The sequence below is a fragment of the Cellvibrio sp. KY-GH-1 genome (genome assembly GCF_008806975.1).
Taxonomy (GTDB): Bacteria; Pseudomonadota; Gammaproteobacteria; order Pseudomonadales; family Cellvibrionaceae; genus Cellvibrio.
Window position 1 is genome coordinate 4,886,093 of record NZ_CP031728.1, and the last position, 25,873, is coordinate 4,911,965.

The 25,873-nt window shown below is 47.8% G+C and carries 16 protein-coding genes; 14 read left to right on the plus strand and 2 right to left on the minus strand.

Annotation, left to right across the window (positions count from 1 at the left end):
• Positions 1 to 27: 27 nt before the first annotated feature.
• The 12 genes from D0C16_RS20605 (at position 28) to D0C16_RS20660 (ending at position 22,162) form a co-directional block, all read left to right on the plus strand.
• Positions 28 to 627 (plus strand): beta-phosphoglucomutase family hydrolase, encoded by a 600-nt coding sequence (locus D0C16_RS20605; protein WP_151034078.1) that lies wholly within the window; start codon positions 28 to 30, stop codon positions 625 to 627.
• Between the two features lie 170 nt (positions 628 to 797).
• The gene (locus D0C16_RS20610; RefSeq protein ID WP_151034079.1) at positions 798 to 2,162 is read left to right on the plus strand and encodes an MFS transporter; all 1,365 of its coding nucleotides are present in this window, start codon (positions 798 to 800) and stop codon (positions 2,160 to 2,162) included.
• A gap of 188 nt (positions 2,163 to 2,350) precedes the next feature.
• Positions 2,351 to 3,319, plus strand: coding sequence for a glycoside hydrolase family 43 protein (locus D0C16_RS20615; protein WP_191968574.1), 969 nt, complete (start codon positions 2,351 to 2,353; stop codon positions 3,317 to 3,319).
• A gap of 134 nt (positions 3,320 to 3,453) precedes the next feature.
• The gene (locus tag D0C16_RS20620) at positions 3,454 to 4,053 is read left to right on the plus strand and encodes a hypothetical protein (protein ID WP_151034081.1); all 600 of its coding nucleotides are present in this window, start codon (positions 3,454 to 3,456) and stop codon (positions 4,051 to 4,053) included.
• Positions 4,054 to 4,351: 298 nt separating this feature from the next.
• Positions 4,352 to 4,957 (plus strand): DUF998 domain-containing protein, encoded by a 606-nt coding sequence (locus tag D0C16_RS20625; protein WP_151034082.1) that lies wholly within the window; start codon positions 4,352 to 4,354, stop codon positions 4,955 to 4,957.
• Positions 4,958 to 5,221: 264 nt separating this feature from the next.
• A complete protein-coding gene (locus D0C16_RS20630) occupies positions 5,222 to 8,620 on the plus strand; it encodes a LamG-like jellyroll fold domain-containing protein (RefSeq protein WP_151034083.1) in 3,399 nt (1,132 codons plus the stop codon).
• A gap of 101 nt (positions 8,621 to 8,721) precedes the next feature.
• Entirely contained in the window at positions 8,722 to 11,535 is a 2,814-nt protein-coding gene (locus tag D0C16_RS20635; protein WP_151034084.1) for a TonB-dependent receptor, read from the plus strand.
• 603 nt (positions 11,536 to 12,138) lie between these two features.
• Positions 12,139 to 14,913 carry a TonB-dependent receptor gene (locus D0C16_RS20640; RefSeq protein WP_151034085.1) on the plus strand — a complete coding sequence of 925 codons (2,775 nt, stop codon included), beginning with the start codon at positions 12,139 to 12,141 and terminating at the stop codon, positions 14,911 to 14,913.
• A gap of 133 nt (positions 14,914 to 15,046) precedes the next feature.
• The gene (locus D0C16_RS20645) at positions 15,047 to 16,513 is read left to right on the plus strand and encodes a family 43 glycosylhydrolase (RefSeq protein ID WP_191968575.1); all 1,467 of its coding nucleotides are present in this window, start codon (positions 15,047 to 15,049) and stop codon (positions 16,511 to 16,513) included.
• A 29-nt stretch (positions 16,514 to 16,542) separates the two neighbouring features.
• Positions 16,543 to 18,927 (plus strand): glycoside hydrolase family 127 protein, encoded by a 2,385-nt coding sequence (locus D0C16_RS20650; RefSeq protein WP_151034087.1) that lies wholly within the window; start codon positions 16,543 to 16,545, stop codon positions 18,925 to 18,927.
• Positions 18,928 to 19,136: 209 nt separating this feature from the next.
• Positions 19,137 to 21,488: a LamG-like jellyroll fold domain-containing protein gene (locus D0C16_RS24690; RefSeq protein ID WP_304487099.1), complete on the plus strand. Its 2,352-nt coding sequence runs from the start codon at positions 19,137 to 19,139 to the stop codon at positions 21,486 to 21,488.
• 77 nt (positions 21,489 to 21,565) lie between these two features.
• Positions 21,566 to 22,162, plus strand: a complete 597-nt coding sequence (locus D0C16_RS20660) for a hypothetical protein (RefSeq protein WP_151034088.1) — start codon at positions 21,566 to 21,568, stop codon at positions 22,160 to 22,162.
• 149 nt (positions 22,163 to 22,311) lie between these two features.
• On the opposite strand, the gene D0C16_RS20665 is transcribed toward D0C16_RS20660, so the two are convergent.
• The gene (locus D0C16_RS20665) at positions 22,312 to 22,878 is read right to left on the minus strand and encodes a TetR/AcrR family transcriptional regulator (protein WP_151034089.1); all 567 of its coding nucleotides are present in this window, start codon (positions 22,876 to 22,878) and stop codon (positions 22,312 to 22,314) included.
• A gap of 261 nt (positions 22,879 to 23,139) precedes the next feature.
• Between D0C16_RS20665 and D0C16_RS20670 the strand changes: the two genes are divergently transcribed.
• Entirely contained in the window at positions 23,140 to 23,442 is a 303-nt protein-coding gene (locus D0C16_RS20670) for a hypothetical protein (RefSeq protein WP_151034090.1), read from the plus strand.
• Between the two features lie 108 nt (positions 23,443 to 23,550).
• Here D0C16_RS20670 and D0C16_RS20675 read toward each other — a convergent pair whose 3' ends face one another.
• A complete protein-coding gene (locus D0C16_RS20675; RefSeq protein ID WP_151034091.1) occupies positions 23,551 to 24,612 on the minus strand; it encodes an arabinan endo-1,5-alpha-L-arabinosidase in 1,062 nt (353 codons plus the stop codon).
• Positions 24,613 to 24,750: 138 nt separating this feature from the next.
• Between D0C16_RS20675 and D0C16_RS20680 the strand changes: the two genes are divergently transcribed.
• On the plus strand, positions 24,751 to 25,788 hold the full coding sequence (locus D0C16_RS20680) for a family 43 glycosylhydrolase (RefSeq protein WP_225318786.1): 1,038 nt from the start codon (positions 24,751 to 24,753) through the stop codon (positions 25,786 to 25,788).
• The last annotated feature ends 85 nt before the right edge of the window (positions 25,789 to 25,873 follow it).

Genomic DNA, 25,873 nt, shown 5'->3' on the forward strand with positions numbered 1-25,873 from the left:
CGACTTCAGTAATCAAGAGAACAAACGATGTACGACCAATACGCAGCACTGATTTTTGATATGGATGGCACCCTGGTGGACAGCGGGCAATTGCACGAATTCGCCTGGACGGCAATGCTCAATAAATACGGCATTCCTATCGACCGCCCATTAATGCGTTCACTGGCGGGCGTGCCCACCAAGGGCACCATTGAAATACTGCTGGAAAAATTCAATCTCAAAGTGGAAGCCAGCCTTGATGAAATGAATGATTTCAAAGAGCAGGTTGTGCACGACAACATGCACAAGTACGTCAAGCCAACGGCCTTGATTGAAGTGGCCCAGCGCTACCACGGCAAAAAGCCAATGGCGATTGGCACTGGTGCTTACACGCAAGAAGCCAATACGATTCTGGGTTTGTGCGGTTTGGATAAATACATTCAAGTGGTGGTAGGTGCCGATCAGGTACAAAACCCCAAGCCAGCGCCGGATACTTTTTTGCGCTGTGCGGAGCTGCTAGGGGTTGATGCTACCCAGTGCGTGGTGTTTGAAGATTCAAAATTAGGTTTGCAAGCGGCGGCGAGTGCCGGCATGGCGGGAATCGATGTGCTCCTGGTTCACGCGGTAGAAAACGATTATTTTTTGTAAAAAGATTCACTTGAAAAAAGCAAGAGAGAGCGCTCTGTCAGTCAGGTAAATGGCTGCAGTGGTGAGAGATAAAGGAAGCGGCATTTACCTTAGGTAGTGCCGCTTTTTTTAACCCCAAAGCCTTCATCTGAAAGGCAAATTATAATAGTTACACGAGGTCTACATAATAAATGCAAACTCAACCCGCTTCTGCTAGCGCACTTAGCCTGCGCGAAAAAATCGGTTTTGGTGCCGGCGATATGGCGCTGAACGTAGTTATCTCCTCAATGATGTTGATCATCACTTTTTATTACACTGATATTTTTGGCTTGTCCCCCATTGATATGGGTATTTTATTTTTTACCGTGAAAGTGGTGGGCGCCATCTCCGATTTGGTGATGGGCCAGTTGACCGATCGCTTTACCTTTTTGCAAGGTCGCTATCGCCCTTGGTTATTCTGGTTGGCAATTCCCTATGCGGTGAGCGTGTTTTTTGTTTTCACCACGCCCAACTGGGAATACGACGCTAAATTAATTTGGGCCTATTCCACCTACATTATGATGACGCTGATTACCTCCGGCGTTGGCATTCCCTATATTTCGTTACCCAGCGCTTTAACCAGCGACCCCAAAGAGAAATTATCGGCCAATGGCTATCGCTTGTTCCTCGCCAAAATTGGTGCCTTTATGGTGGCGGCGGTGGTGCCAGTGGTGGCGGGCCTGTGGGACGATAAATCCGTCGGCTATCAAGTGGCTATGGCCATTATGGCGGCGGTGGGCGCGGCCATGTTCTTGTTCTGCTATTTCAACACTACCGAGCGAGTGGCGCATGTGGTGGAGCATCAACCGCTGCTCACCCAGTTTTTGCAATTACTAAAAAATGATCAGTGGTTAATTTTGTTCGCTGTGTGCATCACCGGTACCATTGGTTATGTGATTCGCGGTTCTGTAGCTATCTATTACGCAAAATACTATTTAGGTGGCGACGATGCCACTGTGTCCGCATTTATTTCTACCGGTGTTGTCGCAGCAATTTTGGCGATGATTGCCTCCACCTGGATTACCAAATTTTTCTGCAAGATTAATTTGTTTCGCTATACCCAGTTGCTGGTGGCGGCATTAAGCCTTGCGATTTATTTCTTGGTGGGTCGCGATGATCTGGTGCTGGCGTTTGTACTTTATTTCCTTTTGTCGTTTGTGGTGGATCTGCATGCGCCTGTGTTCTGGTCGATTATTTCCGAAACCATTGACTATGGTCAGGTGAAAAACGGCAAGCGCGTTTCCGGATTTGCTTACGGTGGAATTTCAGTGGGGCAGAAGGCGGGTATGGGTGTCGCCGGCTTAATGGTGGGTTGGCTGCTGACCTATTTCCAATATGTTCCCAATCAGGAACAGTCAGATGTTTCATTAATGGGAATCGCGCTCATGCTGTCGATTATTCCCGGATTTTTCCATGCGCTAATGGGACTGTTGATGTTTTTGTATCGCATCAACGACGGGTATTACGCAGGCCTTAAAAATACAATGCGTGCTAAAGGTTATATTGCAGAGCATTGATTTGTAGGTTGGTGGTGAGCTTGCGAACCCCAACACGTCCATCTTGCAACGACTGCCGCAAGCCGGAATATATATTTAATCGGGTTTTGGTTTGTGCAGGTACATTGTCATGTTGGGGTTAGTTCCTCAGGCTACGTGCCCCGCCACAACCTACATTAAGAATTAAATAGAAAGTTTGGAGAGAAATTGTGAGTGAATTATTAAAACCTTTAATCCCTCAGCGTGCAGATCCATTTGTGTACAAACACACCGATGGTTACTACTACTTTACGGCGTCTGTACCGAAATACGATCGCATTGAATTGCGCCGCGCAAAAACCATTGCGGAGTTGGCCACTGCACAAACCGTAGATGTATGGCACAAGCCGGACACTGGCCCATACAGTGAATTGGTCTGGGCACCAGAAATTCATTTCAATAAAGATCCACAATCGGGTGAATACGCCTGGTATGTGTATTTTGCCGCTGCGCCCAGTCGCGAAATTAAATTCAACCTGTTTCAACACCGCATGTATGCAATTCGCAATAAAAATGCAAATCCGCTCGACGGTGAGTGGGAATTTATGGGGCAGGTGGATTCAGGCATAGATACCTTCTGTTTGGATGCCACCACCTTTACTCACAATGATGTGCTTTATTATGTCTGGGCACAAAAAGATGTGGAGATTACCGGCAACTCCAATATTTATATCGCGCCAATGAAAACCCCCTGGGAATTGGCAAGTGCGCCGGTGATGCTGACCAAACCGGAATTCGAGTGGGAAATTCGCGGCTTCTGGGTTAATGAAGGCCCGTCGATTGTGAAGCGCAATGGCAAAATATTTTTGAGTTATTCTGCCAGCGCCACCGACGAAAATTATGCGATGGGTTTGCTCTGGGTGGATGAAAATGCCGACCTGTTGAATCCGGACAATTGGACTAAATCCCAAGAGCCAGTGCTCTGCTCGGATATCCCCAACAAAATTTTCGGCCCGGGCCACAACAGTTTCACCTACGCGGAAGATGGCAATACCGTGATGCTGGTATACCATGCGCGCACCTACACGGAGATTGAAGGCGACCCACTCTGGAACCCGGATCGTCACACTTTCGTTAAACCCCTGCGCTGGAATGATCAAGGTATGCCGGTATTTGGCAAACCTTCGATGATTGATTAAGCGTTACTGCGCGTAACAGCTGAACAAAAAAGCCCGCTGGAAACAGCGGGTTTTTTTGCATTTGTAGCGAACAGAATTAGAATGCGTGGCGCTTAGCCGTTAAATATTGATCATCTAAAACATGGAGCTATTAAATGCAAGAGAATGTGTACGCTATTCCAGAATCAAATATAGATACCTTACAGATCCCCGTCCGGCAAATGTTTTATGTGGTGTCCAAAACCAAATTTTTGGTTCTGTTTTTTTGCACCTTTGGTTTGTTTTCCATTTATTGGCATTTTAAAAACTGGAAGCTATACAAGAGCTATTACAACGAAAATATGATGCCGGTAATGCGAGCCATTTTTAGTGTTTTCTTTACTCACGCACTGTTTTCTGTGGTGGATATGCGAATAAAGGACTTAAACAAGGAGTTTGTCTGGAATCACAGTCTCTATGCAACCCTTGTCGTTACCGTGGTGATACTTAGCAACATTCTCGATCGAGTGTCCTCATATAGCTCATATGAATGGATTAGTATTCTCGTCTTGCCCTTATTGATACTTCATGGTTGGTTACTGGCGAAAGCACAAGCGGCTATTAATATCTGCTGTGAAGATCCATTGGGTATCAGCAATAACCAATTCACCTGGTTAAATTGGATCTGGATTCTACTTGGTGGCCTCTTTGTATTAACTGTTATTTTTGGAGTGGTACTGATTGTTCTTGAGCTGCAAGGTATCAAGTTAGCGTAAAGCCATCCTGCGTTTCATGGTTGGATATATATGATTGGGTTCTATTCTGTATTGGGATAGTTTTTCCAACAGTGTTTTAGGTAGATGGTTAGCTTCCTTAGTGCAAGGGAGGGGGAGTAATGGCATTGATACAGTCAGAGTCGCTATTAAACGAAAATTCCACGTGTATAGCTATCGGAAATAGGTGTACTTGAAGGTGCTGCTATCGTTTCATCCAGTGATGCTTCCATAAATTATTGAGTGAACTTGAAGCTGCATTAAAGCACTTTTGTTATGTGTATTTTGAAAAGGATTGCGTATGACAGCTATTTTATCCGTGATGGGATGTGTTGCATCTGTGTGGATAATTGTTGGAGTAAAAGCCGCCGCGAGTCGCTATCCCGGCTACAACCACCGAACCCAATTTTTAAGTGAATTGGGCGCAACTGGTTCTCCCACGCAAAAATTTTCTCCGCTGGTGAATAATTTCCCGCTCGCATTTCTTTTTATGGTGTTTGGTTGGTTTCTCTATTCCCGATTGCCCGAGTCGCTGAGCGTCAAAGTAATGGGTGGCAGTGTGATTGCCCACGGCTTGGCGACTTTGATTGCGGGCATTTGGTCGATGGATGCAGATCCCTACACTCAAACACCGTCCCTATCAGGGAAAATTCATGGGGCGGCAGGAGTGGTGATGTTTATATCTCTGGTGATTGCGCCAGCGGCCAGTTTATGTAGCCCTTTGTTTGGATGGGATTTCAAAATCTTCACCGCCGTTTGTATCGCGCTTTCGCTGGCAACTTCAATTCTTCTGGCTAAAGCGTTTACGGCTCGCGGCGCGGTGGGGCTATATCAACGGCTAAGTTATGGGGCGCAGTTGCTATGGCTTTCTTGTTTATCCTGGTGGGTGTTTTTAACCCGTATGTAAACCGGCTATGACCACACCGGTCGAGTTATTGGCCAGACACCTGACTCTGGCATAAAAACCCGCATTTAGCGGGTTTTTTTATTCTATGGTTCGTGCCGTATTCCCGCTTTACACCTATTCATTTGTATGACAATATCTATTGATAGTAATATTGTATGACAAAAAATTAATCTACGATAATTACTTTTCCTTCGCGATATGCCCTCGGGAGCATCCGCAGGGAGACTATAAATAAGTAATAACAACACGAGAGAAGGTATGTACATGAAGCTTTCAAGCCTGACACTAGTCATGGGCAGTTTGCTGCTATTGGGCGGCTGCGGTGGCGGCAGTGGTGGAAATAAATCCTACGATACGGTACCGGCCTCAGTGGCGCCGACCTACAGCAAACCCTCAATGTCTTCTACCACGCCGCTGAACAGTGACGGCACTGTTGCCTGGGCGGATATTGGCGTTCACGATCCATCTCTAGTGAAAGACGGCAATAGCTATTACATCTTTGGCTCCCATTTGGCCGCCGCCAAGTCAACCGATTTGATTAACTGGGAATACATTTCTGTGCTCTCCAACAATGGCGCGGTGGATGAAAGCCCGCTGTTTAACACCTATTCAACCCAAGCCGCGGAGGGTATTGCCTGGAGCGATGGTTTTAAAGGCAATTGGGCGGCAGATGTTGTCAAAGCGCCTAATGGCAAGTATTGGTTCTACTACAACCACTGCGCTCAGGTAGAAGCGGACAATGGCGGCTGCTGGAACCGTTCCTACCTCGGTCTGGCTGAAGCGGATTCAGTGCAAGGCCCTTACGTCAACAAGGGAGTGTTCCTGCGCAGCGGCTATCGCAATGCGGGCGAATTCACTTCTTATCCCCTGGATAATGGTCAAACCAGCTGGAACGGCGCGGTTGATCCCAATGTGATTGACCCGGCCGCCTTCTACGATAAAGACAACAAATTGTGGATGGTTTACGGCTCCTACTCGGGCGGTATTTTTATCCTCGATCTGGATGAGAGCACGGGCAAACCTGTGGCAGGTCAGGGTTATGGGACTCGCTTGGTCGGTGGAGATTTCCGCGCGATTGAAGGGGCGTTTGTAACCTACAGCCCGGTGGCCGATTACTATTATTTGTTTTATTCGGTAGCGGGTTTTGCGGCGAACGATGGCTATAACATACGTATTGCCCGCTCCAAAACCCCTAAAGGCCCCTACCTGGACCCGGCTGGGAACGATATCTCCAAAATTTCAGGTACTCTGGAATTGGGCGGTAAGTTACTGGGCGGATTCGAGTTTACCCAAGCCTTAGGCGAAGCTGGCCCTTCCTGGGGTTATCAATCACCGGGTCACAACTCAGCCTATTACGACGCCGCTAGTGGCCGCCATTTGCTGGTAACTCACACGCGCTTTCCTGCATCGGCGACTGCCTACCCTGGCAATGCCGAAGCTCATGCGGTGCGCACCCATGAAATGTTCGTCAACAAAGAAGGTTGGCTGGTGGTATCGCCGGAGCGTTATGTTCCGCTCACAGGCAATAACCTGATGGATCCGGATCAGGTAGCCGGGCACTACAAGTTTGTGAATCAAGGCAAAGGCATCAATAAAACGGCGATTAAATCTTCCTACATCACGTTGCATGCAGACCGCACTGTCACCGGCAGTGAAAAAGGCAGCTGGATGTCGCAAGGCGATGATTCCATCAAACTGGTATTGGATTCTGGTACCTATTTCGGTGTAGTGAAGTGGCAATGGGATAATGGCCAAAAAGCGCTGGTACCTGTCTTCACCGCCATGTCACGCGATGGCTCTTCCGTATTTGCAATGCGCACGGACACTATCGAGGGAACCTCTACTGCCTTGAGTGCCGTAGCAGCAGCGCTGAATATCAAAACCGAATTAACGATTGCAGATGAAGGCTACTCACTGCCCAGGTTAGGTAAGAGCGGCACCGTTATTAATTGGGTGAGCAGTAATGATTACTTTATCGATTCCGACGGCAATGTATTTATTCCTACTCCGGATCTGGGCGACCAAACGGTAACCCTGACGGCGAACCTTTCGCTCAATGGCCAAACCACGAGCAAATCATTCACGATCAAAATTAAAGCGCGCCCTGCATTTAAAAATGCGGTTGCTCATTACAATTTTGAAAATGCATTGACGGATTCGCTCGCCAATTTTGCCGCGGCAAAAACTACTGACAATAACTTGTTCAATGTTGATGCAACGCCGGCAACATTTGCCCCGGGCAAAGCAGGGCAGGCTTACGATTTCAATGGTGCTAATGGTGTGCGCCTGCCGGATAACCTGATTAAATCCAGCGAGTACACTGTGTCTTTCTGGATGAAACCAGAATCGCTCACGACTCACACACCTGCGTTTTTTGCGGCAACCGATGTTGATCACTGGTACAGCTTTATTCCCGGCAGCGCCTGGTTTACGCCGAATACCTTGATCTGGAGTAATTATCTCGGCAACTGGAATCAAGTGGTTCACTCGGCAACTGCTCCTTTAAATCAGTGGGAGCACGTGGCAATTACTTACTCGAATACCACGATGAGTTTGTACATCAACGGTGTATTAACTGGCTCGATGCCGCGCGATGATATTTTCAAAAATGGTGGCCAGTATGCGTTGGGTGTTAACTTCGGATGGGATTCGCCCTTCGTTGGCCAAATTGATGAATTAATTGTGTACGACTACGCCCTGAGCAATCTGGATATCAATGGTGCTGCTATCAATAACCTGACGGATCCCACCAAGTTTGCCAGCTTTGTAAAAAATGCGCTGGAATTGGGCGATATGTCAGCCGTGCGCGAAAATTTTGATTTGATTCGCGTCGGTCCTTTTGTTTCCGGTATTCGCTGGACTTCCAGCAATGAGAAATATTTGAAGCCGACGAACGGTGTTGCGGTAGTGAATCAGCCCACTGCTGATGAAGGTGATAAAACCGTTACCTTGACCGCGCACATTACTTATCAAGGTTTCACCGATACCAAAGATTTCCAGGTAACCATTAAGTCGTTGGCGCCGGCGGAATACAGTTTTGAAAATGGTTTGGCGTCGCTCAACGATGTTGCCGCAGAAGGTAAGGTTACCGGTAATTTCATTCACAACACTGGCGGTGCTGTCAGCTACGTTCAGGGTGTGAAAGGTATGGCGGTAAATCTGGATGGTAAATCCGGTATTCGTTTGCCCGATAATTTAATTACTACCAACAGCTACACCATTTCACTCTGGTTAAAACCAACGGCATTTACCGATTACACAACCGCCTTCTTTGGTGGTGCTAACGCTAATTACTGGTTGAGCCTGGTTCCCTCCATGGCGGGCACTGCGAAAACGCGCGTGTGGGCAAATGGTCCTTCATTTTACGATACCGCGGAATTAGCAAATCGCATTCCCGCCGGTCAGTGGACTCATCTAGTGATTATGGTCGATGGTGAAAATAACAATACGATCAAACTCTTTGTGAATGGTGCCCTGCAGTTGGAAGCGGCCGATTTCCGGCGCGTGATGACAGTCGCGGGTGATACCAATGAGTTTGCGCTGGGCGTTAACTATTGGGATACGCCTTACAACGGCGCAATCGATGAATTGAAAGTATTCACCGGCACCATTAGCGCGGAAAAAATTAACTCACTGTTTAAAGAAGGCGTACCTGCTAACTAATCAAGCAGCGTGAGGGGCTTTGGCCCCTTCTAACCCTATCTTTGAAATTGAGTTAATCAATACAGGATTAACTCAAATTTATAAAAATTTGGAGTTTAAAAATGTATAAGAAAACTGCATTAGCCACGGCGGTGTTCGCGGCATTTATGGCGCAGATTGCGAGTGCCCAACAGCCGCAACAAAGCGAGCAAGTTGAAGAAGTTATTGTGCAGGGGATTCGCGGTAGTTTGACCAAAGCCTTGGATATCAAGCGCGAAAACACGCAAATTGTCGATTCAATTGTTGCAGAAGATATTGGTAAGTTTCCGGATAACAACGTCGTCGAAGCGCTGCAACGCGTGACTGGTGTACAAACTACCGGGCGCGGTACTGGTGAAGTATCCGGCATTTCGATTCGCGGTTTGACGGACGTGCACACCACAGTCAATGGTCGCGACGTATTTACTGGCGCGGGTCGCTCAGTAGCCTTGCAGGATATTCCTGCCAGTTTGCTCTCTAATGTGGTGGTTTATAAAACCCGTTCAGCCGCACAAGTAGAGCGCGGTATCGCCGGTTCGATCGATGTAAAAACCCATCGACCATTTGATTTTAGCGATACCAAAATTGTGTTGGCCGGCCGCGGAATTTACGCAGATCAGCCCGAAGAAATTGATCCCAACCTGAGTGCATTGTTTAGTACGCGCGGAGAATTTGAAGGCGGCGGCGATTGGGGGGCGTTGTTCAATATCTCCTACGCGGAAACCAATTATCGCGATGACACTATGACGGCCGGTGCGGTCTTTCCGTATTTTGGTGCAGAGCCACATGCGGATTACGCGCCCTACCAAATGATTCCCAACTCGCATAACAACACCCCGGTGTGGCAAGCGGGCCTGGAGCAAGGCCTGCCTTCTGCTGCAGGCTCAACACTGAATATTGGCGGTGCTGACTACGAATATCTACTGATGCGCGATGCGGTATTTGGAACTTCTTTCACCGGTTTACGTGAGCGCCCGGCGGCAAGTGTTTCACTGCAATGGGCGCCCAACGAAGATTTGGAATTAACCGCTGAAGGTTTCTATACCGGTTACCGCAATGAAGCGCAAAACGCTATGTGGTTTACCAACACATTGGAACATCAAAATGGCAACATCGATATTCCCATGGTTTACGAGGGTACCAATGTTGTTAAAGAACATCAGGGCTATAGCAACGGTGGTTTCCAAAGTGGCGATTACTCGACCGGAAAAACTGACAGCTATTTGTATGCGCTGGGTGCCAAGTGGACCCCGAGTGACAATGTCACTGTGAATTCCGAGTTGGTTTATCAGGACAGCAAATTCACCAGCAATTTTTTTGCGATGCGTTTCGAGCGCGTTGCCTATGGGTTGGATGTCGATTACAACGATCGTGATGGCGTGCCTTCGGTGGTATTCATGGATAACCCCGCCACCAGCGCGGTGGATGAATCTGATATGGCAGCAGTGGAAAACTGGAAGGCCTCCGGAATGTGGGATAACGGTGGCTCCAACTCCGGTGACTCGCTCAGTTTTACGACCGATGTCGATTGGGAATTGGATGGCAACTATTTGCAAAAAGTTAAAGTGGGCGCGCGCGTGGAAGAGCGCGGCGCGCTTAACTATGGCCGTGGTCAGGATTCCTGGAATACCGGCGGCAGAACATTAACTCAGCTGATGTCGGCCCTGGCAGCAGCGGGAGCCGAAGGCGATGGCTCGGGTCTGGTGTATAAAGTTGATAATTATTTTGATGGCCGCGCAACAATCTTCGACAGTTTTATTACGGCTGATGGCAAATACATGATGGCGAATGCCGATGCAGTGCGCAGCGTTTACGACATTGAACGCGAAGAACTGGTGAAAGTATTTGATGTTGATGAGGCATCGTCAGCGCTCTACGCGACGGGCAATTTTACGTTAACCGATAACCTGAGCGGCGAGTTGGGGGTGCGCTACGTTAATTACGAACAGGATATGCAATTCTGGGCGGAAACCGGCACCAACACAGACATATACAACAGCAATACCGGCAACAGTAAAGCCGATAAGCTGCTGCCAAGTCTGGTGTTGAATTGGAATATTACTGATGACCTGGTGGGCCGTTTTGCATACACGCAAACCCTGCGTATGCCCAACTTCGGCGACTTGAATCCACTGCAATATTTCCAGGACCCACTCACCTCTATTCCATACGGAACCGGTAGTGGCGGTAACCCGGATTTGAAACCAACGGAATCCACTAACTACGATTTGTCGCTCGAATGGTATTTCGCCGAAGGCGCATCTTTGTACGGCGCGCTCTTTAAACGTGAAATCGATGGTTTGGTTATCGGCGGAAAGAAAACTATTAATCGCACGGGTAATGACGGCGTGACTCGCGATTACGTTTTAACGACAGCGGTTAACGCGGCTGATGGTGAGTTGTCCGGTTTGGAAATTGGTTTGGTGTACTTCCCGGATAATTTGCCGCAAGCGCTGGATGGCTTGGGGGTACAGGCGAGCTTTACCGCCCTGGATTCCGAGCAAAAAACCCCGGAATACAGTTTGGACGGCGAGATCAGCGGTTATGTGGATTCGAAAATGTCAGGTGTATCTGACTCTTCCTACAGCATAGTGTTGGCCTATGACCGCGAGACGGTGGATGCGCGTCTGTCGTATGTATGGCGTGAGAAATTTTACACGGGCAACGAGGCCGCCATTTTCGCCAACCCGATTCAATTCTGGAGTCGTCCGGAACAGAGTTTGGATTTACAAGTGAGCTACGATGTTACTGATAATTTAATGGTTACCTTCGACGCGACCAACTTATTGGACGATGTTTACCAAAGCTATTACGGTGAGGGCAACCAAAACCTGTTTAACTTCGGCAACGCGATTTACTCCAAGACCTACGCCGTGGGTGTGCGCTACTCCTTTTAATGGTTTTGCGTTGTCGTCCCCAAAGCCCTGCACTCATTGCAGGGCTTTTTTTGGGAGAAGGGATGTGAAATAAAAAGCGCCGGCAGAGAAAAGTTGCAAAAAAGCTGGACAGCAAAAATTATTAATATATTATATTACAAATAGAGTGTTGAATCCCCCCAAGTATTTAACCTCTGCGGTCCTGGTTTTGTGGTCAGAGCCGCATGTTTTGTCAGGAGTTTTCCCTTTGTCGTTGGATGGTGTAACGCTGTTTGTTAACACCAATTTTTCAGCCGCTACAGTCTTCTGTAGCGGCTTTTTTATTTCCCGGAAATCGCCGGAAACGCCAATCAGGCCGGTCATCGCCACGAGTTTATATTTTTATATATGAGCTGTTGTTTATCAGTTGACGTTGAGCGTCAATCCGTCTAGGATCTTATTGTCTTACAATATGCTCAATTGGATATAAAATAAGTCTTCCGTTGAGCATTTGGAGCTGCGCCGGTAAGGGTGTTACCCCTTCGTAACCGGTTATTTAATAAGACAAATAAAACGCACGAAATTGATAATAACGATAGGCGCCTGCGGCCAGCCACAAGGTGTCATCGCACACGGGAGGTACACATGTTCCAGAAAAAAACACTCAGTATGGCGGTAGCTATGGTTGCCGCATTTGGCGCGGTATTGCCAGCCTTGGCTCAGCAAGCGGCGAAAGAGGATCAGGTTGAAGAGGTAGTCGTAACCGGTATTCGCGGATCCTTACAAGAAGCATTGGATGTAAAGCGTGAAAAGACCCAAATCGTGGACGCGATTGTGGCTGAAGATATTGGTAAGTTTCCCGATAACAACGTCATTGAAGCGCTGCAGCGTGTTACCGGTGTGCAAGTAACCAATCGCGGCTCAGGCGAAACCTCTGGTATTTCGATTCGCGGTTTAACTGACATCAACACCACCGTGAATGGGCGCAATATTTTTACCGCGTCGGGTTTGTCGGTAGCTCTGCAAGATGTTCCTGCAAGCTTGATCAAACAAGTCGATGTTTATAAAACTCGTTCTGCTTCGCAAATCGAAAATGGTATTGCCGGCTCTGTCGATATTAAAACCCAACGCCCATTCGATTTTGAAGGCCAAAAATTTGTAGTTGCTGCACGTGCGATTAATCAGGAGCAGGCCGATAAAACTGATCCAAACATCAGCGGCTTGGCGAGCAATCGGTGGGAAACTGACGCGGGCGAATTCGGTGCTTTGGTTAACCTGTCTTACGCGCGCACCAATTATCGCGATCAAAGTGTTACTGCCGGTGCGATGGTTCCCTTTGCAACCAATAACCCGGTGGCACCATTTACCAACTACGAGCGTATTTTTTTGGATAAGGGCGGCGTAGCGGAAAATCCAATCTGGACACCCGGTTTATTGGATGGTTTGCCAGATGCGCCTGGCTCTACGTTAAATGTAAATGGCAAGCCGATGGAATATATCCTCGGTCGCGATGCAATTTTTGCCAGCGATTTCACCGGTGAGCGCGAGCGCACGGCGGCGAATGTTTCATTCCAGTATGCACCTAACGATTCATCAGAATATTTATTTGAAGCTTTTTACAACGGTTATCGCAACGAGTCCTTCAACTCATTGTTATTCTCCTTCGCTGACTGGTGGGGCGAGTATGCCAGCAATGCAAGCGCAGCCAATATTAAACTGCACGAAGGCACTAACATCGTTAAATCGCGCAGTGTACTTTTCCCTTATATGTTTACCAGCGGTGACCTGACTACCGGCCAAACTGACAGCTATGTTTATGCCTTGGGCGGCAGCTGGGATATAGGTGAGAATCTGGAAGTGAAATCGGAACTGGTTTATCAAGATAGTCGTTACAAATCTGATTTCTTCGCGATGCGTTTTGATAAAGTCGGTTATCAAATCGATGTAGATTTCAACTCAGGCGGCGGTTTGCCAGCGTTCGGTTTCCAGGATAACCCGGCCACTGCTGATGTGAATGAAAGTGATCTCACTGATACTGTTGCCTGGAATACCGCGCAACTGTACGACAATGCCAATAACAATGATGGCGACGCTACCACATTCACTACTGATGCAACCTTGTCTACCGACCTTGGCATTTTCAAATCCTTTGATTTTGGCGTGCGTATTGACCAGCGCACCGCAGCAGAAGCCTTTGTTAACCAAAACGGTTACAACAACAGCATCGCCATTGAAGATATGGACGGGCTTGCGTATATCAACAGCGGCTTCTTTGACGGCGAGTCTAATGTGCCAAGCACCTGGGCCGCGGCCAATGGCTACTATATTCGTTCCAATGCAGAAGAATTCAGACGTATTTATGGTTTGAGCAAACAAGCATTGGTAGAAAGCTTCAATATCGATGAGCTGACCACCTCGGCCTATGTTACGGGCAAGTTTGAATCTGAATTGGCTGGCCGCACGATTGATGGTGAGGTTGGCTTCCGCTATACCGGTTCCGAAACCGATATGGAATTTGCACGCGTGAGCGAAGCATCCTCGGATACTTCAAAAGTATTGCCAAGCGTGATGGTGCGTTATCACTGGACTGACGATTTAATTTCGCGTTTCGCATACACCGAAACTCTGCGTCGCCCTAATTTTGCGCAACTCAACTCCAATATTATTTATAACGAAGATGTAACCAACATTGGTTATGGCACTGCGGGTGGCGGCAATCCGGATTTGAAACCGACTGAATCGCAAAACTATGATTTGTCATTGGAGTGGTATTTCGCTGAGGGCAGCTCGCTCTATGGAACGCTGTTTCAACGTGATATCGAAGGCTTTGTGATTGATTTCCGTCGTCAGGTACAGGCGCCAAAACCGGATGGATCTATGGGTACCTATGTTCTGGCCCAGCCTTTCAACGCGTCAAATGGTCAATTGAAAGGCGCTGAAGTTGGTGCAGTTTGGTTCCCGCAAAATCTGCCTTGGTATCTCGATGGTTTCGGTATTCAGGCGAGTTATACCAGCCTTGAGTCTGAGCAAACTACGCCAATAACTGACAGCGCCGGCAATATCACTGGCTCAAAAAATACGTCGCTGTTTGGGGTATCTGATGAGTCCTACAGTGTGGTGTTGGCCTATGAAAAAGAAAATATCGGCGCGCGCCTGTCTTATGCATGGCGTAGTAAATTCCTGAACAACTATGAAGCAGCGCTGTTTGCCAACCCTTTGGAGGTCTGGAGAAAGCCTGAGTCAAGTTTGGATCTGCAAATCACCTATGATGTCACCGACAACATTTCGTTGACTCTGGATGGTACCAACCTGACCGAAGAAATTTATCAAAGTTACTATGGTGATAATTCCACCACCGGTAATTTCGGTTCAGCGCTTTACAGTCGCACTATTGCGTTGGGTGCGCGCTTCAATTTCTAAGTAACAGCAGTACAGAAATCCGGAATTACCTGGGTGGTTCCGGATTTATTTCTTGGCCGGGATGCAGTATGTAAGTTTCCACGATTTAGCTCACATTGTCCCAATACGATAATTAATAATGAAGGGCTTTCTTATGTATCCGATAGTTCATTTCTGTAAGACATTTTTTGCGCTACTCATAACATTTTTTAGCGCGGCCAATGCGCTCGCAATCAGTTTGTCGGGCACTACCGATATTCACGATCCGTCGACCATCATTAAAGATGGCAACACCTATTGGACCTTTGGTACCGGAGGCGGCGCGAGCAATTTTCCCATCAATGCGCTTTACTCCACTGATTTAATTAACTGGAAGCGCGGCCCGTCGCCAATTCCGGCAAATACCTATCCCTCATGGATTAGCAACAAGGTTCCCGGTTTCGATGGTAATTTCTGGGCGCCCGATGTGATTGAAATGAATGGGAAATTCTATTTGTATTACTCCGCATTTTCTTCCACATCCGGAATGCGTTCAGCCATCGGCGTAATGGTGAGCAGCTCATTGAATAATCCCAGCTGGCAAGATTTGGGTATGGTGGTTTCCACGGCGGATGAAGGCACGCTTAGCGGGCAGCCGGTAAACACTATTGATGCTGGCCTTTATCGCGATGCGCAAAATAATGTATGGATGGTGTACGGCTCACATTACGCAGGAATTTTTGTTCGCCAAATAAATCCATCTACCGGCAAGCTGATGAACAGCACGCGCTATCCGGTAGTAGGAAATAATTATGCATGGCATGAGTATGAAGCAGCACAGGTAAAATATATCAACGGTTATTACTATATGTTTGTGAACCTGGGGGAATGTTGCCTGGGCAACCAAAGTAATTACTACATAGTGACTGGTCGCTCTACAAGTCCAACCGGGCCATTTCTGGATAAAAATGGCAAAAGCCTGTGGAATTATGGCGGCAGTGCAATTTTGATTTCTGATGGCAATTACATCGGCCCAGGCCACTTTGGTTATTTCTATAACAATGGCCAGCATCTCGCATCCATCCATTATTACGACGGCACTACATCAACGGGTTGGCCTGCACGGCTGGATCTTTTGCAAATGACATTTTCTGGTGGTTGGCCAGTATTGAGTCGCAATTTTTCTGTGAAGTCCGATAGCAATGCGCGCGTCAACGGTACTTATCGCATTACGCCTGCACACTCGGGAAAATCGTTGGATGTAGAAAATTGTGGTGTGGCGGCAGGCACCAATTTACGCCAATGGAGTTGGATTAATAACAATTGTCAGAAATTTATAATTACTCGCGTGGATGACGTATGGCATCGCATTTCTCCGGTGAGTGCTTCTGGCTTGGCGTTTGATGTGGATTCCTATTCAACGGCGGATGGCGCCAACCTGATGTTGTGGAATAGCACTAACACGCACAACCAAATGTTCCGCTTTCAATCCGCAGGCTCGGGGCGCTATCGCATTATCAATCGCAATAGCGAAAAGTGTTTGGATGTCGCCGGGAATTCAACCGCGGACGGGGCCAACGTAAATCAATGGCAATGCCTGGCCAATGCGACAAACCAAATGTTTAGCTTACAGGCGCAATAACACGGCAGTAGAATTTTTTAGGGGTCCTTATGAAAATCGTTAACTCACTTCGCGTATTGGCCATGGGGTTCAGTCTTGCAATCACACCAGTGTTCGCATTGGAACTGGTGCCACTGCGCGAAGTGCAGTTATTGGATGGTCCGTTTTTACACGCACAAACAACCAACAAAGAATATTTAATGGCATTGGATGCTGACAAATTATTGGCTCCGTTTCGCCGCGAAGCAGGGTTGCCCTTTAAGGAAACCTACGGCAACTGGGAATCTACCGGGTTGGATGGCCATATGGGCGGCCACTATGTGTCAGCGCTTGCGCTAACCTATGCGTCCACGCGCGACAAAGCCGTATTAAAACGATTGCAGTATGTCATTGCCGAATTAAAAAAATGCCAGGACAAATTAGCGACGGGTTATATTGGTGGAATTCCTGACAGCAAAAAAATGTGGGATGAAATTGCAGCGGGCAATATTCGCGCGGATAACTTCTCCACTAACGAACGCTGGGTCCCCTGGTATAACCTGCATAAGATCTACGCTGGTTTGCGCGATGCCTATCTTTATGCAGGCAGCAAAGACGCAAAAATAATGCTGGTTAAATTGTCGGATTGGACGATGACATTAACCAAAAATCTATCGCCCGAGCAAATGCACGCAATGTTGCGCACCGAGCATGGTGGGATGAATGAAATATTTGTCGATGTGGCGCAAATCACAGGTGATAAAAAATACCTGCAGTTGGCGGAGGCATTTTCACATCAAGCGATTTTGCAACCGCTTGAAAAGCAGCATGATCAATTAACTGGTCTGCATGCCAACACCCAGATTCCCAAAGTTATTGGCTTTAAACGCTATGCCGATGCGACTAAAAACCCCGAGTGGAATAGGGCGGCTGAATTTTTTTGGCGGACAGTCGTGGATAAACGCTCGGTCGCCATAGGTGGTAATAGCGTAAAAGAGCACTTTCACGACCAGCAAGATTTCTCCTCCATGGTGAATGAAGTGGAAGGGCCGGAAACTTGTAATACCTACAATATGCTGAAGCTAACGGAATTGTTGTATTTGTCCGCCGCCGCTAACCAAAAAAACCAAACGCAATACACGGATTACTACGAGCGCGCACTCTACAACCATATTTTATCGTCACAAAATCCGACCACTGGCGGCTTTGTCTATTTCACCCCTATGCGCCCCAATCACTACCGGGTGTATTCGCAAGTGGATAAAGGTATGTGGTGTTGTGTCGGTTCCGGTTTGGAGAGTCAATCCAAGTACGCGGAATTTATTTACGCGCGCGATGCCAGCAATAAAGTGCCCGCTGTCTATGTAAACTTGTTTATCCCATCTACTATGGAGTGGAAAAAAAAGGGCATCGCCCTTACGCAGCGCACACAATTTCCTGATGAGGAGGCTGTGCATATCCAGATTGAAAAATCTGCGCATTTCACCTTAAACCTGCGCTACCCCTCCTGGGTAAAAGCGGGTGCTCTGAAAGTCCGCATCAATGGAGTGTTGCAAGACCTGCAACAGGATTCGAGCGCCTATATCACGCTGGAGCGTCGTTGGAAAAAAGGTGACACTGTGGAGTTTAATTTGCCCATGCAGACCCGATTGGAGCAAATGCCCGGCGGTGCGAACTATTATGCAGTGTTGCACGGCCCGATAGTTCTGGCAGCCAAAACCCAGCCCTTTGCGAATGAGTCATTGAATTATTTTTCCGATGATTCGCGCATGGGGCATATCGCGCAGGGGAAAATGTGCCCGATGGAAGCTGCACCTTTTTTGTTGGGTAATACGCAGGAGTTTATCCAAAAATTAAAACCTGTTGTCGGCAAGCCGCTGACATTCGATGCATCGGGCTTAATTAACGGCGTGCAAATGGCGCATGTGGAACTGATTCCATTTTTTCGTTTGCATGAATCCCGCTACACCATTTACTGGCCTTACACCACCGCTGCTGAAGTGGAAAAAGCGCGCGCTAAAGCAGCGGCAGACGAAAACACACGTTTGCAATTACAGGCCAATACCATCGATCAGGTAGCGCCCGGTGAACAACAACCGGAATCGGATCATTTTTATAAAGGCGAGCAAAGTGAAACCGGGTTATACAACGGCCGTCATTGGCGCCATACCCGCGCCTGGTTTAGCTACGAATTAACCGATAAAAACCAGGAAGCAAAATTTTTGCACATCACCTACGCCGGTGTGGATTCAGGCCGGAGCTTTGCTATTTATCTCAATGATGAGTTGATTGCAGAAATAAAATCAACGGGTAAAGCAGAAGAATTTTTCACCGAATCCTACGCAATTCCTGCGCAGCTGGTAAGAAAATCCCACGGCAAACTGCGTGTAAAATTTGTGGCAACTCGCGGTTCCATTGCAGGCGGGATATATGGAGTGAGGTTAATGCGAAAGTAGGTTTACAGGGCGAGCGTCCCGTTGCCGTTAAGCGCTCGCTGGATCAGGACCTGTTAGCCTTGGAAAAAAGATTTTACTAGTCTTCCTGCAGTTTTAACTAAAAAGCGCGATATTTTTCCTGGTGTATTTCCATTGGGAGGGGATCTTTTTGCGCTTGATTTTTAATTGCGAGACATAACAGCTCGATAATCATAAATAGGAGTGGAGAGATGAGAACGAAGAAAACAAGGTTGACCGGCTTGCGTAGGTTAGCGGCATCCCTGGCGATGTTGACGCTATCGACCCAGGCACAGATTCTAGCGCCTACGACACCAGATTTTATCAATACATCGGTACATGACCCATCGGTCATTAAAGTGGGTAGCGAATACTATGTATTTGGTTCGCATTTAGCCGCCGCTAAATCGCCGGATTTACTCAAGTGGTATTCCATTGCCGACGGCGTGAGTGCAACTAACCCGCTGTTCAATAATGTACTGACGGAATTGGCAGAAACGTTTACCTGGGCGCAAAGTAATACACTCTGGGCGGCGGATGTAATCCAACTCGGTGACGGTAAATTTTATATGTACTACAACGCCTGCAAAGGCGATTCACCGCGCTCGGCCTTGGGCATTGCCGTGGCTGATAAAGTAGACGGCCCTTATCTAAATCAAGGCATTATTTTGAAATCTGGTATGTGGGGTTTGGCGAGTGAAGATGGAACCGTATACGACGCGCGCAAGCACCCCAACGCAGTAGACCCGGATACTTTTTATGATGCATCGGGCAAGTTGTGGATGGTTTACGGCTCCTACTCCGGTGGCATTTTTATATTGCAATTGGATGCTGCAACCGGAAAACCGCTACCAGGCCAGGGTTACGGCAAGCGTTTAATTGGCGGGAATCACAGCCGCATTGAAGGCGCTTATGTGCTCTATAGCCCGCAATCAAATTACTACTACCTGTTTATGTCCTTCGGCGGCCTGGATGCAGCGGGTGGTTACAATATTCGTGTAGCGCGCTCATTAAATCCGGACGGCCCTTATCTGGATGCGCAAGGCAACGATATGGTGAACGTAAAAGCCAATGCGTCTTTACCTATTTTTGATGATGCGTCTATTGCGCCTTTTGGCGTGAAGCTTATGGGCAACTTTTTATTTGAACGCAAACTGGGCGAGAGCGGCACAGGTATAGGTACAGGCTATGTATCGCCCGGGCATAATTCGGCGTACTACGATGCAGCGAGTGGAAAGCATTTTATTATTTTCCACTCACGTTTCCCGGCACGCGGTGAGGCACATGAAATCCGGGCACATCAATTATTGATCAATGCGGATGGTTGGCCTTTGATTACGCCTTATCGCTATGCCAATGAATCTTTGGCAACGGTGCGGCGTGAATTTATTGCGGGCGATTTCTTATTGGTTAATCACGGTAAGGACATTTCCTCCGCAATTAAAAAATCGCAACTAATCAGCTTGAATACTACGGGCACTATTACGGGTGCCGTTACTGGTAGTTGGATTCTGGTGGGCGACAACCAGATTGAAATCAATATTGATGGTGTACCGACTTTTAAAGGTGTATTGCTTAATCAATGGGACGAAACAGCCAAAGCCTATGTATTGACATTCACGGCATTGTCGAATCAGGGTGTGGCAATTTTCGGCAGCAAGTTGGCGAAGAAAACCGATGCGCAAATTGTTGCGGCGATAAAAACTGAATTAAGTCTTGGGGATACTTCCGCGATAACGTCTGATTTGTCGTTGCCGGTTGAAGCAACGCGCAACGCAACCATTAGCTGGGTTTCGTCGAACACGGCAATTGTTAGTCACTCCGGTGTGGTAAAGCGCCCGCTCAATGGCGCAGGTGACGCGTTAATTACCTTGACGGCAACGATCAAGAAAGGCGCTGCGACAACGACAAAAAGTTTTACGCTGGTGGTGCGTGAAGAGTCGGCGGGCGGTTTAATTGCACACTATGCATTCAATAATAATTTAAATGATTCAACCGGTGTGTTAGCGGCAGGCACAGTTAGCGGCAATTTAATCGGCGCTGCTGGCGGTAGTATCAGTTATGTTCCCGGTGTGGCTGGCGCGGCGGCGTTATTTAACGGCAGCAGCGGCGTGCGATTGCCCAATGGCATTATCACAAAAAATACCTACACAGTATCGCTCTGGTTGAACCCGGATCAACTTACCGCCTTCAGCACGACTTTTTTCGGCGCGCGCGACGGCAACGCCTGGGTGAGTTTATTGCCTATGGGGCATGGCTGGGTGAGTGGCAATTCCATGCTCTGGTCAGGTACTGCCTGGTATGACGCCGGTTTGGGTATGAATATTCCCGTGGGGCAATGGACGCATATGGCATTTACCGTTAATAATGGCACGGTCAATGTGTATGTGAATGGAAGCAAAAAATTCAGCGGCGTGAATTTCCCGAATGTATTTACCACCAATAGCGGAGTTTTCTCGCTGGGGGTTAACTGGTGGGACACACCTTACAAAGGTTTGATGGATGAGTTGCGCATCTACGAAACCGCATTGACCGATGCCCAGGTGCAAACCCTGGCCCAGTAATCGGCAAAAAATATCTCCTTAACGGGTGCTACTTAATGTGGTGCCCACATTGATTTGGCTGATTAATGGAGTCAGTAATGAAAAAAATAATTGTGGGTTTGTGTTTATCCTTGTGTGCCAGCTTTTCCTCTGCCGCTGTTATTTCGTTTGATGATTTATCGGGCAACCCGGCCGATACCATCGGTGATGCTTACGAGGGCTTTAATTGGGGTTTAATGGCGAGCGTTAGCAATGTCGAATTTCCCGGTAGTGGTTTTGAACAGGGTGTTGTTTCGGGTGATAAGGCGGCATTCAATCAATTTGGCATGGATGCAAGTATTGCCCTTGCCGCTGGCGGCACCTTTGATTTTATCGGCGCGTTTTTTACCGCTGCCTGGATCGGTGATTATTTTCATGAATTAAGTTTTGAAGGTTATCTGGATGGTGCCTTGCTCTATTCAACAAGCTCCGCGTTCGCGATAACCGATACTACCGCCAGTTGGATTCAACTCGATTGGGCGGGAATAGACCAGCTGAATATTTATAGTAACCTTGCCGGTTGGGATCAATGGGTGATGGACGATTTCACAGTGGATATTCACGCAGTGAGTGTGCCTGAGTCATCATCGTTAGTATTGTTGCTGATGGGGGTGTTAAGTCTGTTTTTTGCGCGTGCTAGGGTCAACCTTCAATAGAAGTCCGTAAGAAACTAATCGCTCAGCGGAATTAACATTTGCGCGAGCGATTAGTTGTTTTTATTCCTGCCGATGATTTTCTCCGCATTGTTTCGCGTTGGTATTTCTCCCGGCCGATTGGTGCGATAATAGTAAGATACCTATTATTGTTACCGCTCTGATATTTGAATTGCCCATCGGTGCGCACCGGCCAGCAGCTCTTTGGAAAGTTTGGGGTCATTTAAGCTTCGGGCAATCATGACACTACCAGCTAACAGGCTCATTAGTGCGAGCGCGTCCTGTGAGCTTTTCTGATTTTTTGTTCGGCTGATCGCCGTTGCAATTTCCCTTATTTGTTCTGTATAGATGGCCTTCGTATCATCGCTGGCGCGAGCCACATCAACCGACAGGGCCGGAACTGCGCACCCGCAGGCAACGTCTTCCACATGGGCCCCACCCAGGTAAAAATTAATTAATTCCTGTGCCCAGTCCTCGCCATTGTTTTCAATAATGCTGTTGATTGTCGCGGCGTAGTCGTGCATTCCTTTACTAACAACCGCCTGAAATGCTTGATCTTTTGATGCAAAGTGACCGTAAAATGCCCCGGATGTAAGCCCCGCGCGTTCCGCCAGCGCGTTGATTCCCAGCCCGCCATACCCCTGCTCCTTAAAGCCTTCACTCGCTGCCTTAACAATGGTGTCCTTCACTTTATTCATATGGTCCTGTGAAGCGCGCATATTACTTACCTTGGCTAATAAATAATGATCATTATATTTAGATTGACAAAAATAGCGATCACTATTTATATTTATGGATAGTGATCAATATTTATAATTTCGATGATCGCTGCCCCAACAATTTATTTAAAGGATATTTATAAAATGCCTGTTCAAATTATTGCAACTGAAGGAGTTATCGCTCGCCATCGTACAGCTGAGTTACATTGTGAGATAGTCGAGCTGTTTTTGTCTTTGCATGGGCTTAGCGGAAATAGGTTTATGCAGCCGAATGTAATAGGCGAGGTTGTTTTTGTTGATCCCGATCTGAGCTTTGCGAATAAAGCGTCTGCCAAAATTGTGGTTGTGGAGTTACGAGTTCCGTCCTTTGCGTTTCCAGATCAGCAAATTAAAAATGAATTTGTCGCTCAGGCGACCCGGTTAGTGATCGCGGCGGCGGAAGGGCGACTGGCGGCAGAGCAGGTGTGGGTTAATGCCGTTTTTGCAGTTGATGGGCTCTGGGGAATTGGCGGAAAGGCTTATTCGAATGATCAGCTATTGGAGGAAATTTCTGCCGCGGGTTAATAAATGCGCTCTGGTTACCGTATTTCGTGGTCTTGCAACCAGGGCGCTAATTGCTTTGTGTGGGCGTTTATTTCGCGAAGAAATAGCTATGAGAAAACTAGATTCCCGTTATTTCAAACGATTACTTTGATAAGAATCCAATTCCTTTTCATTCACCAGCGGCCAACCTTCTTTATCCCAGTGAATGTTTAATATTTTTAGTTTTTGTAAATAGTTATCGGCCGTTTCGTAAGCGTGCAACACTAAATAATCTTTGCCGTCCCACGTGTACGCGCTGTTGTGGCCAAGTCCGACCCAGTTTTTATTGCCTCTAATTAATAAGCTGCCGCCGCCGTCATTCATATCTTTTCCGGCGCGATCAACATAGGGGCCGGTTACGCTTTTGGAGCGACCAACTACCAGATGATAAGTCGAGTTGGCACCTTTGCAGCACAATCCCCAGGAGGCGAACAAATAATAGTATTCGCCCTTTTTCAGAATAAACGGGGCTTCAATTTCACCGGGGCCAGCGTTGCTGTTTGCACTTGCGGGCACCTGGTCGCGTTTGGCAATGCTATGCCACTCTTGTGGTTCAGCAGGCCGCGTCCAATCCGCGTTTAATTTGAAAACTTTTAATCCACTCCAAAAGGAGCCGAAACTCATCCAGGCTTGGCCTTTTTCATCCACAATTACCGCCGGGTCAATGGCATTCCATGCATCGCGATTGGGTACTGATTGCAGCACTATGCCTTTGTCTTCCCAGCGGTAGTCGGGCGATGTTGGATCGAGTGTTTTGTTAACGGTGACTCCAATTGCCGAGGTGTTTTTGCCAAAGGCAGAGACGGAGTAATACAAATAAAACAGGTTGTTGTGCTGGATGATATCCGGCGCCCACAGGTGCCCATTAAAACCTGGTGCGACTGATTTGGCCCAAACTGGCTCAGTGGCAAAGGCGCGATCCGACAATCGCCAGTTCACCTGATCTTTGGAGCTGTAAATGGTAATGCCCGGGCCGGTACTGAAGAGGTACCAGGTATCGCCTTCGCGCGTCATTACCGGGTCGTGTACATCCACTTGTTTGGCATTAACCAGTCCGGCAAGGCAGAGCAGGGCACTGGTGCCCAGCAGTTTCAGTGCTTTGGTAATGATTTTGCGCCCACTCTCGGCGCGGGCAGGGTTGATTGACGGCATTTTTATCTCTCTTGGTCTAATTCTCTGAATATGTAATATAATATTAAACTTTAAATAATAACAGTTAACCCCTGTTAAGTGGCCCGTTGCGATAGTGCGCTTACGCTGGCTGGAGACTGGACAGGAATGGGGGAATTTATGAAGTATGGTGCAGCTTTGTCATTGTTGGTTGTTTCGTTGGTGTTATCGGCCTGTGTGCCGACCTGTGAAAATATGCCGGTTGAATCTTTGCGTAAACCTGAGCCCGCGATTCCAGAGTCTTTTATTCCACAGCGCGCCGATCCTTTTATTCATCGCACGCCTGATGGCCATTATTATTTTATTGCTACCGCGCCCGAGTTTGATCGAATCGAGTTGCGCACTGCCAATTCATTGCCGGAACTAGCCAACGCTGAGGCTAAAACAGTTTGGCGCAAACACAGCAGCGGCGCTATGGGCGCTAATATTTGGGCGCCGGAGCTGCATTATTTTGATAATACCTGGTACATCTATTTTGCGGCGGGCGATGCAGAAAAGCCCTGGCTAATTCGAATGTATGTGCTGGCGAATCGCAATACGGACCCACTGCAAGGCCGGTGGGAAGAGTTAGGGCGAGTGAATACCGCACGCGATTCCTTTGCGTTGGATGCCACCAGTTTTGCGCATAAAGGTCAGCGGTATCTGGTGTGGGCGCAAAAAGATCCGGAAGAGAAATTAAACTCGGCGCTTTATCTCGCCAAATTAATTTCGCCTACGCAGGTGGATAAGATTGAAGTGGAAATTTCCCGCCCGGAATTAGACTGGGAAATTCAAGGGTATAAGGTCAATGAAGGCGCGGCGGTGATTATCCGCAACAACAAAATCTTTATCAGTTATTCCGCCAGTGCGACCGATCACCGCTACGCGATGGGCTTACTCTGGGCGGACGCCGATGCAGATTTACTTAATCCAGCTTCCTGGCACAAGCTGCCCCAGCCGGTATTTAGTACTAACGAAACGCTGAATCGCTATGGTCCCGGCCATAACAGTTTTACCCTGGCGGATGATGGTCAAACTGACATTATGGTATATCATGCGCGCGATTATTTCGCCCTGCAGGGCACCCCGCTGACCGACCCCAATCGCCATACTTATATTCGCCGCCTGGAATGGACGAGCGAGGGATTTCCGGATTTCGGGCAGGCGAAAACTGACTAGAACAGAATCGCGTAAGACCGAAACCCTGAGCTAGAATCGCCTGAAATAGAATCGAAAAAAGATCAAACACAATCAACCTAAAACC

What these genes read in the sequence shown, in the direction of transcription:
- D0C16_RS20680 (WP_225318786.1), top strand. Translation starts at nt 24,751, where the DNA reads ATGAAGTATGGTGCAGCTTTGTCATTGTTGGTTGTTTCGTTGGTGTTA.
- D0C16_RS20650 (WP_151034087.1), top strand. Translation starts at nt 16,543, where the DNA reads ATGAAAATCGTTAACTCACTTCGCGTATTGGCCATGGGGTTCAGTCTT.
- D0C16_RS20675 (WP_151034091.1), bottom strand. Translation starts at nt 24,612, where the DNA reads ATGCCGTCAATCAACCCTGCCCGCGCCGAGAGTGGGCGCAAAATCATT.
- D0C16_RS20605 (WP_151034078.1), top strand. Translation starts at nt 28, where the DNA reads ATGTACGACCAATACGCAGCACTGATTTTTGATATGGATGGCACCCTG.
- D0C16_RS20625 (WP_151034082.1), top strand. Translation starts at nt 4,352, where the DNA reads ATGACAGCTATTTTATCCGTGATGGGATGTGTTGCATCTGTGTGGATA.
- D0C16_RS20660 (WP_151034088.1), top strand. Translation starts at nt 21,566, where the DNA reads ATGAAAAAAATAATTGTGGGTTTGTGTTTATCCTTGTGTGCCAGCTTT.
- D0C16_RS24690 (WP_304487099.1), top strand. Translation starts at nt 19,137, where the DNA reads ATGAGAACGAAGAAAACAAGGTTGACCGGCTTGCGTAGGTTAGCGGCA.
- D0C16_RS20645 (WP_191968575.1), top strand. Translation starts at nt 15,047, where the DNA reads ATGTATCCGATAGTTCATTTCTGTAAGACATTTTTTGCGCTACTCATA.
- D0C16_RS20665 (WP_151034089.1), bottom strand. Translation starts at nt 22,878, where the DNA reads ATGCGCGCTTCACAGGACCATATGAATAAAGTGAAGGACACCATTGTT.
- D0C16_RS20635 (WP_151034084.1), top strand. Translation starts at nt 8,722, where the DNA reads ATGTATAAGAAAACTGCATTAGCCACGGCGGTGTTCGCGGCATTTATG.
- D0C16_RS20640 (WP_151034085.1), top strand. Translation starts at nt 12,139, where the DNA reads ATGTTCCAGAAAAAAACACTCAGTATGGCGGTAGCTATGGTTGCCGCA.
- D0C16_RS20630 (WP_151034083.1), top strand. Translation starts at nt 5,222, where the DNA reads ATGAAGCTTTCAAGCCTGACACTAGTCATGGGCAGTTTGCTGCTATTG.
- D0C16_RS20670 (WP_151034090.1), top strand. Translation starts at nt 23,140, where the DNA reads ATGCAGCCGAATGTAATAGGCGAGGTTGTTTTTGTTGATCCCGATCTG.
- D0C16_RS20620 (WP_151034081.1), top strand. Translation starts at nt 3,454, where the DNA reads ATGCAAGAGAATGTGTACGCTATTCCAGAATCAAATATAGATACCTTA.
- D0C16_RS20610 (WP_151034079.1), top strand. Translation starts at nt 798, where the DNA reads ATGCAAACTCAACCCGCTTCTGCTAGCGCACTTAGCCTGCGCGAAAAA.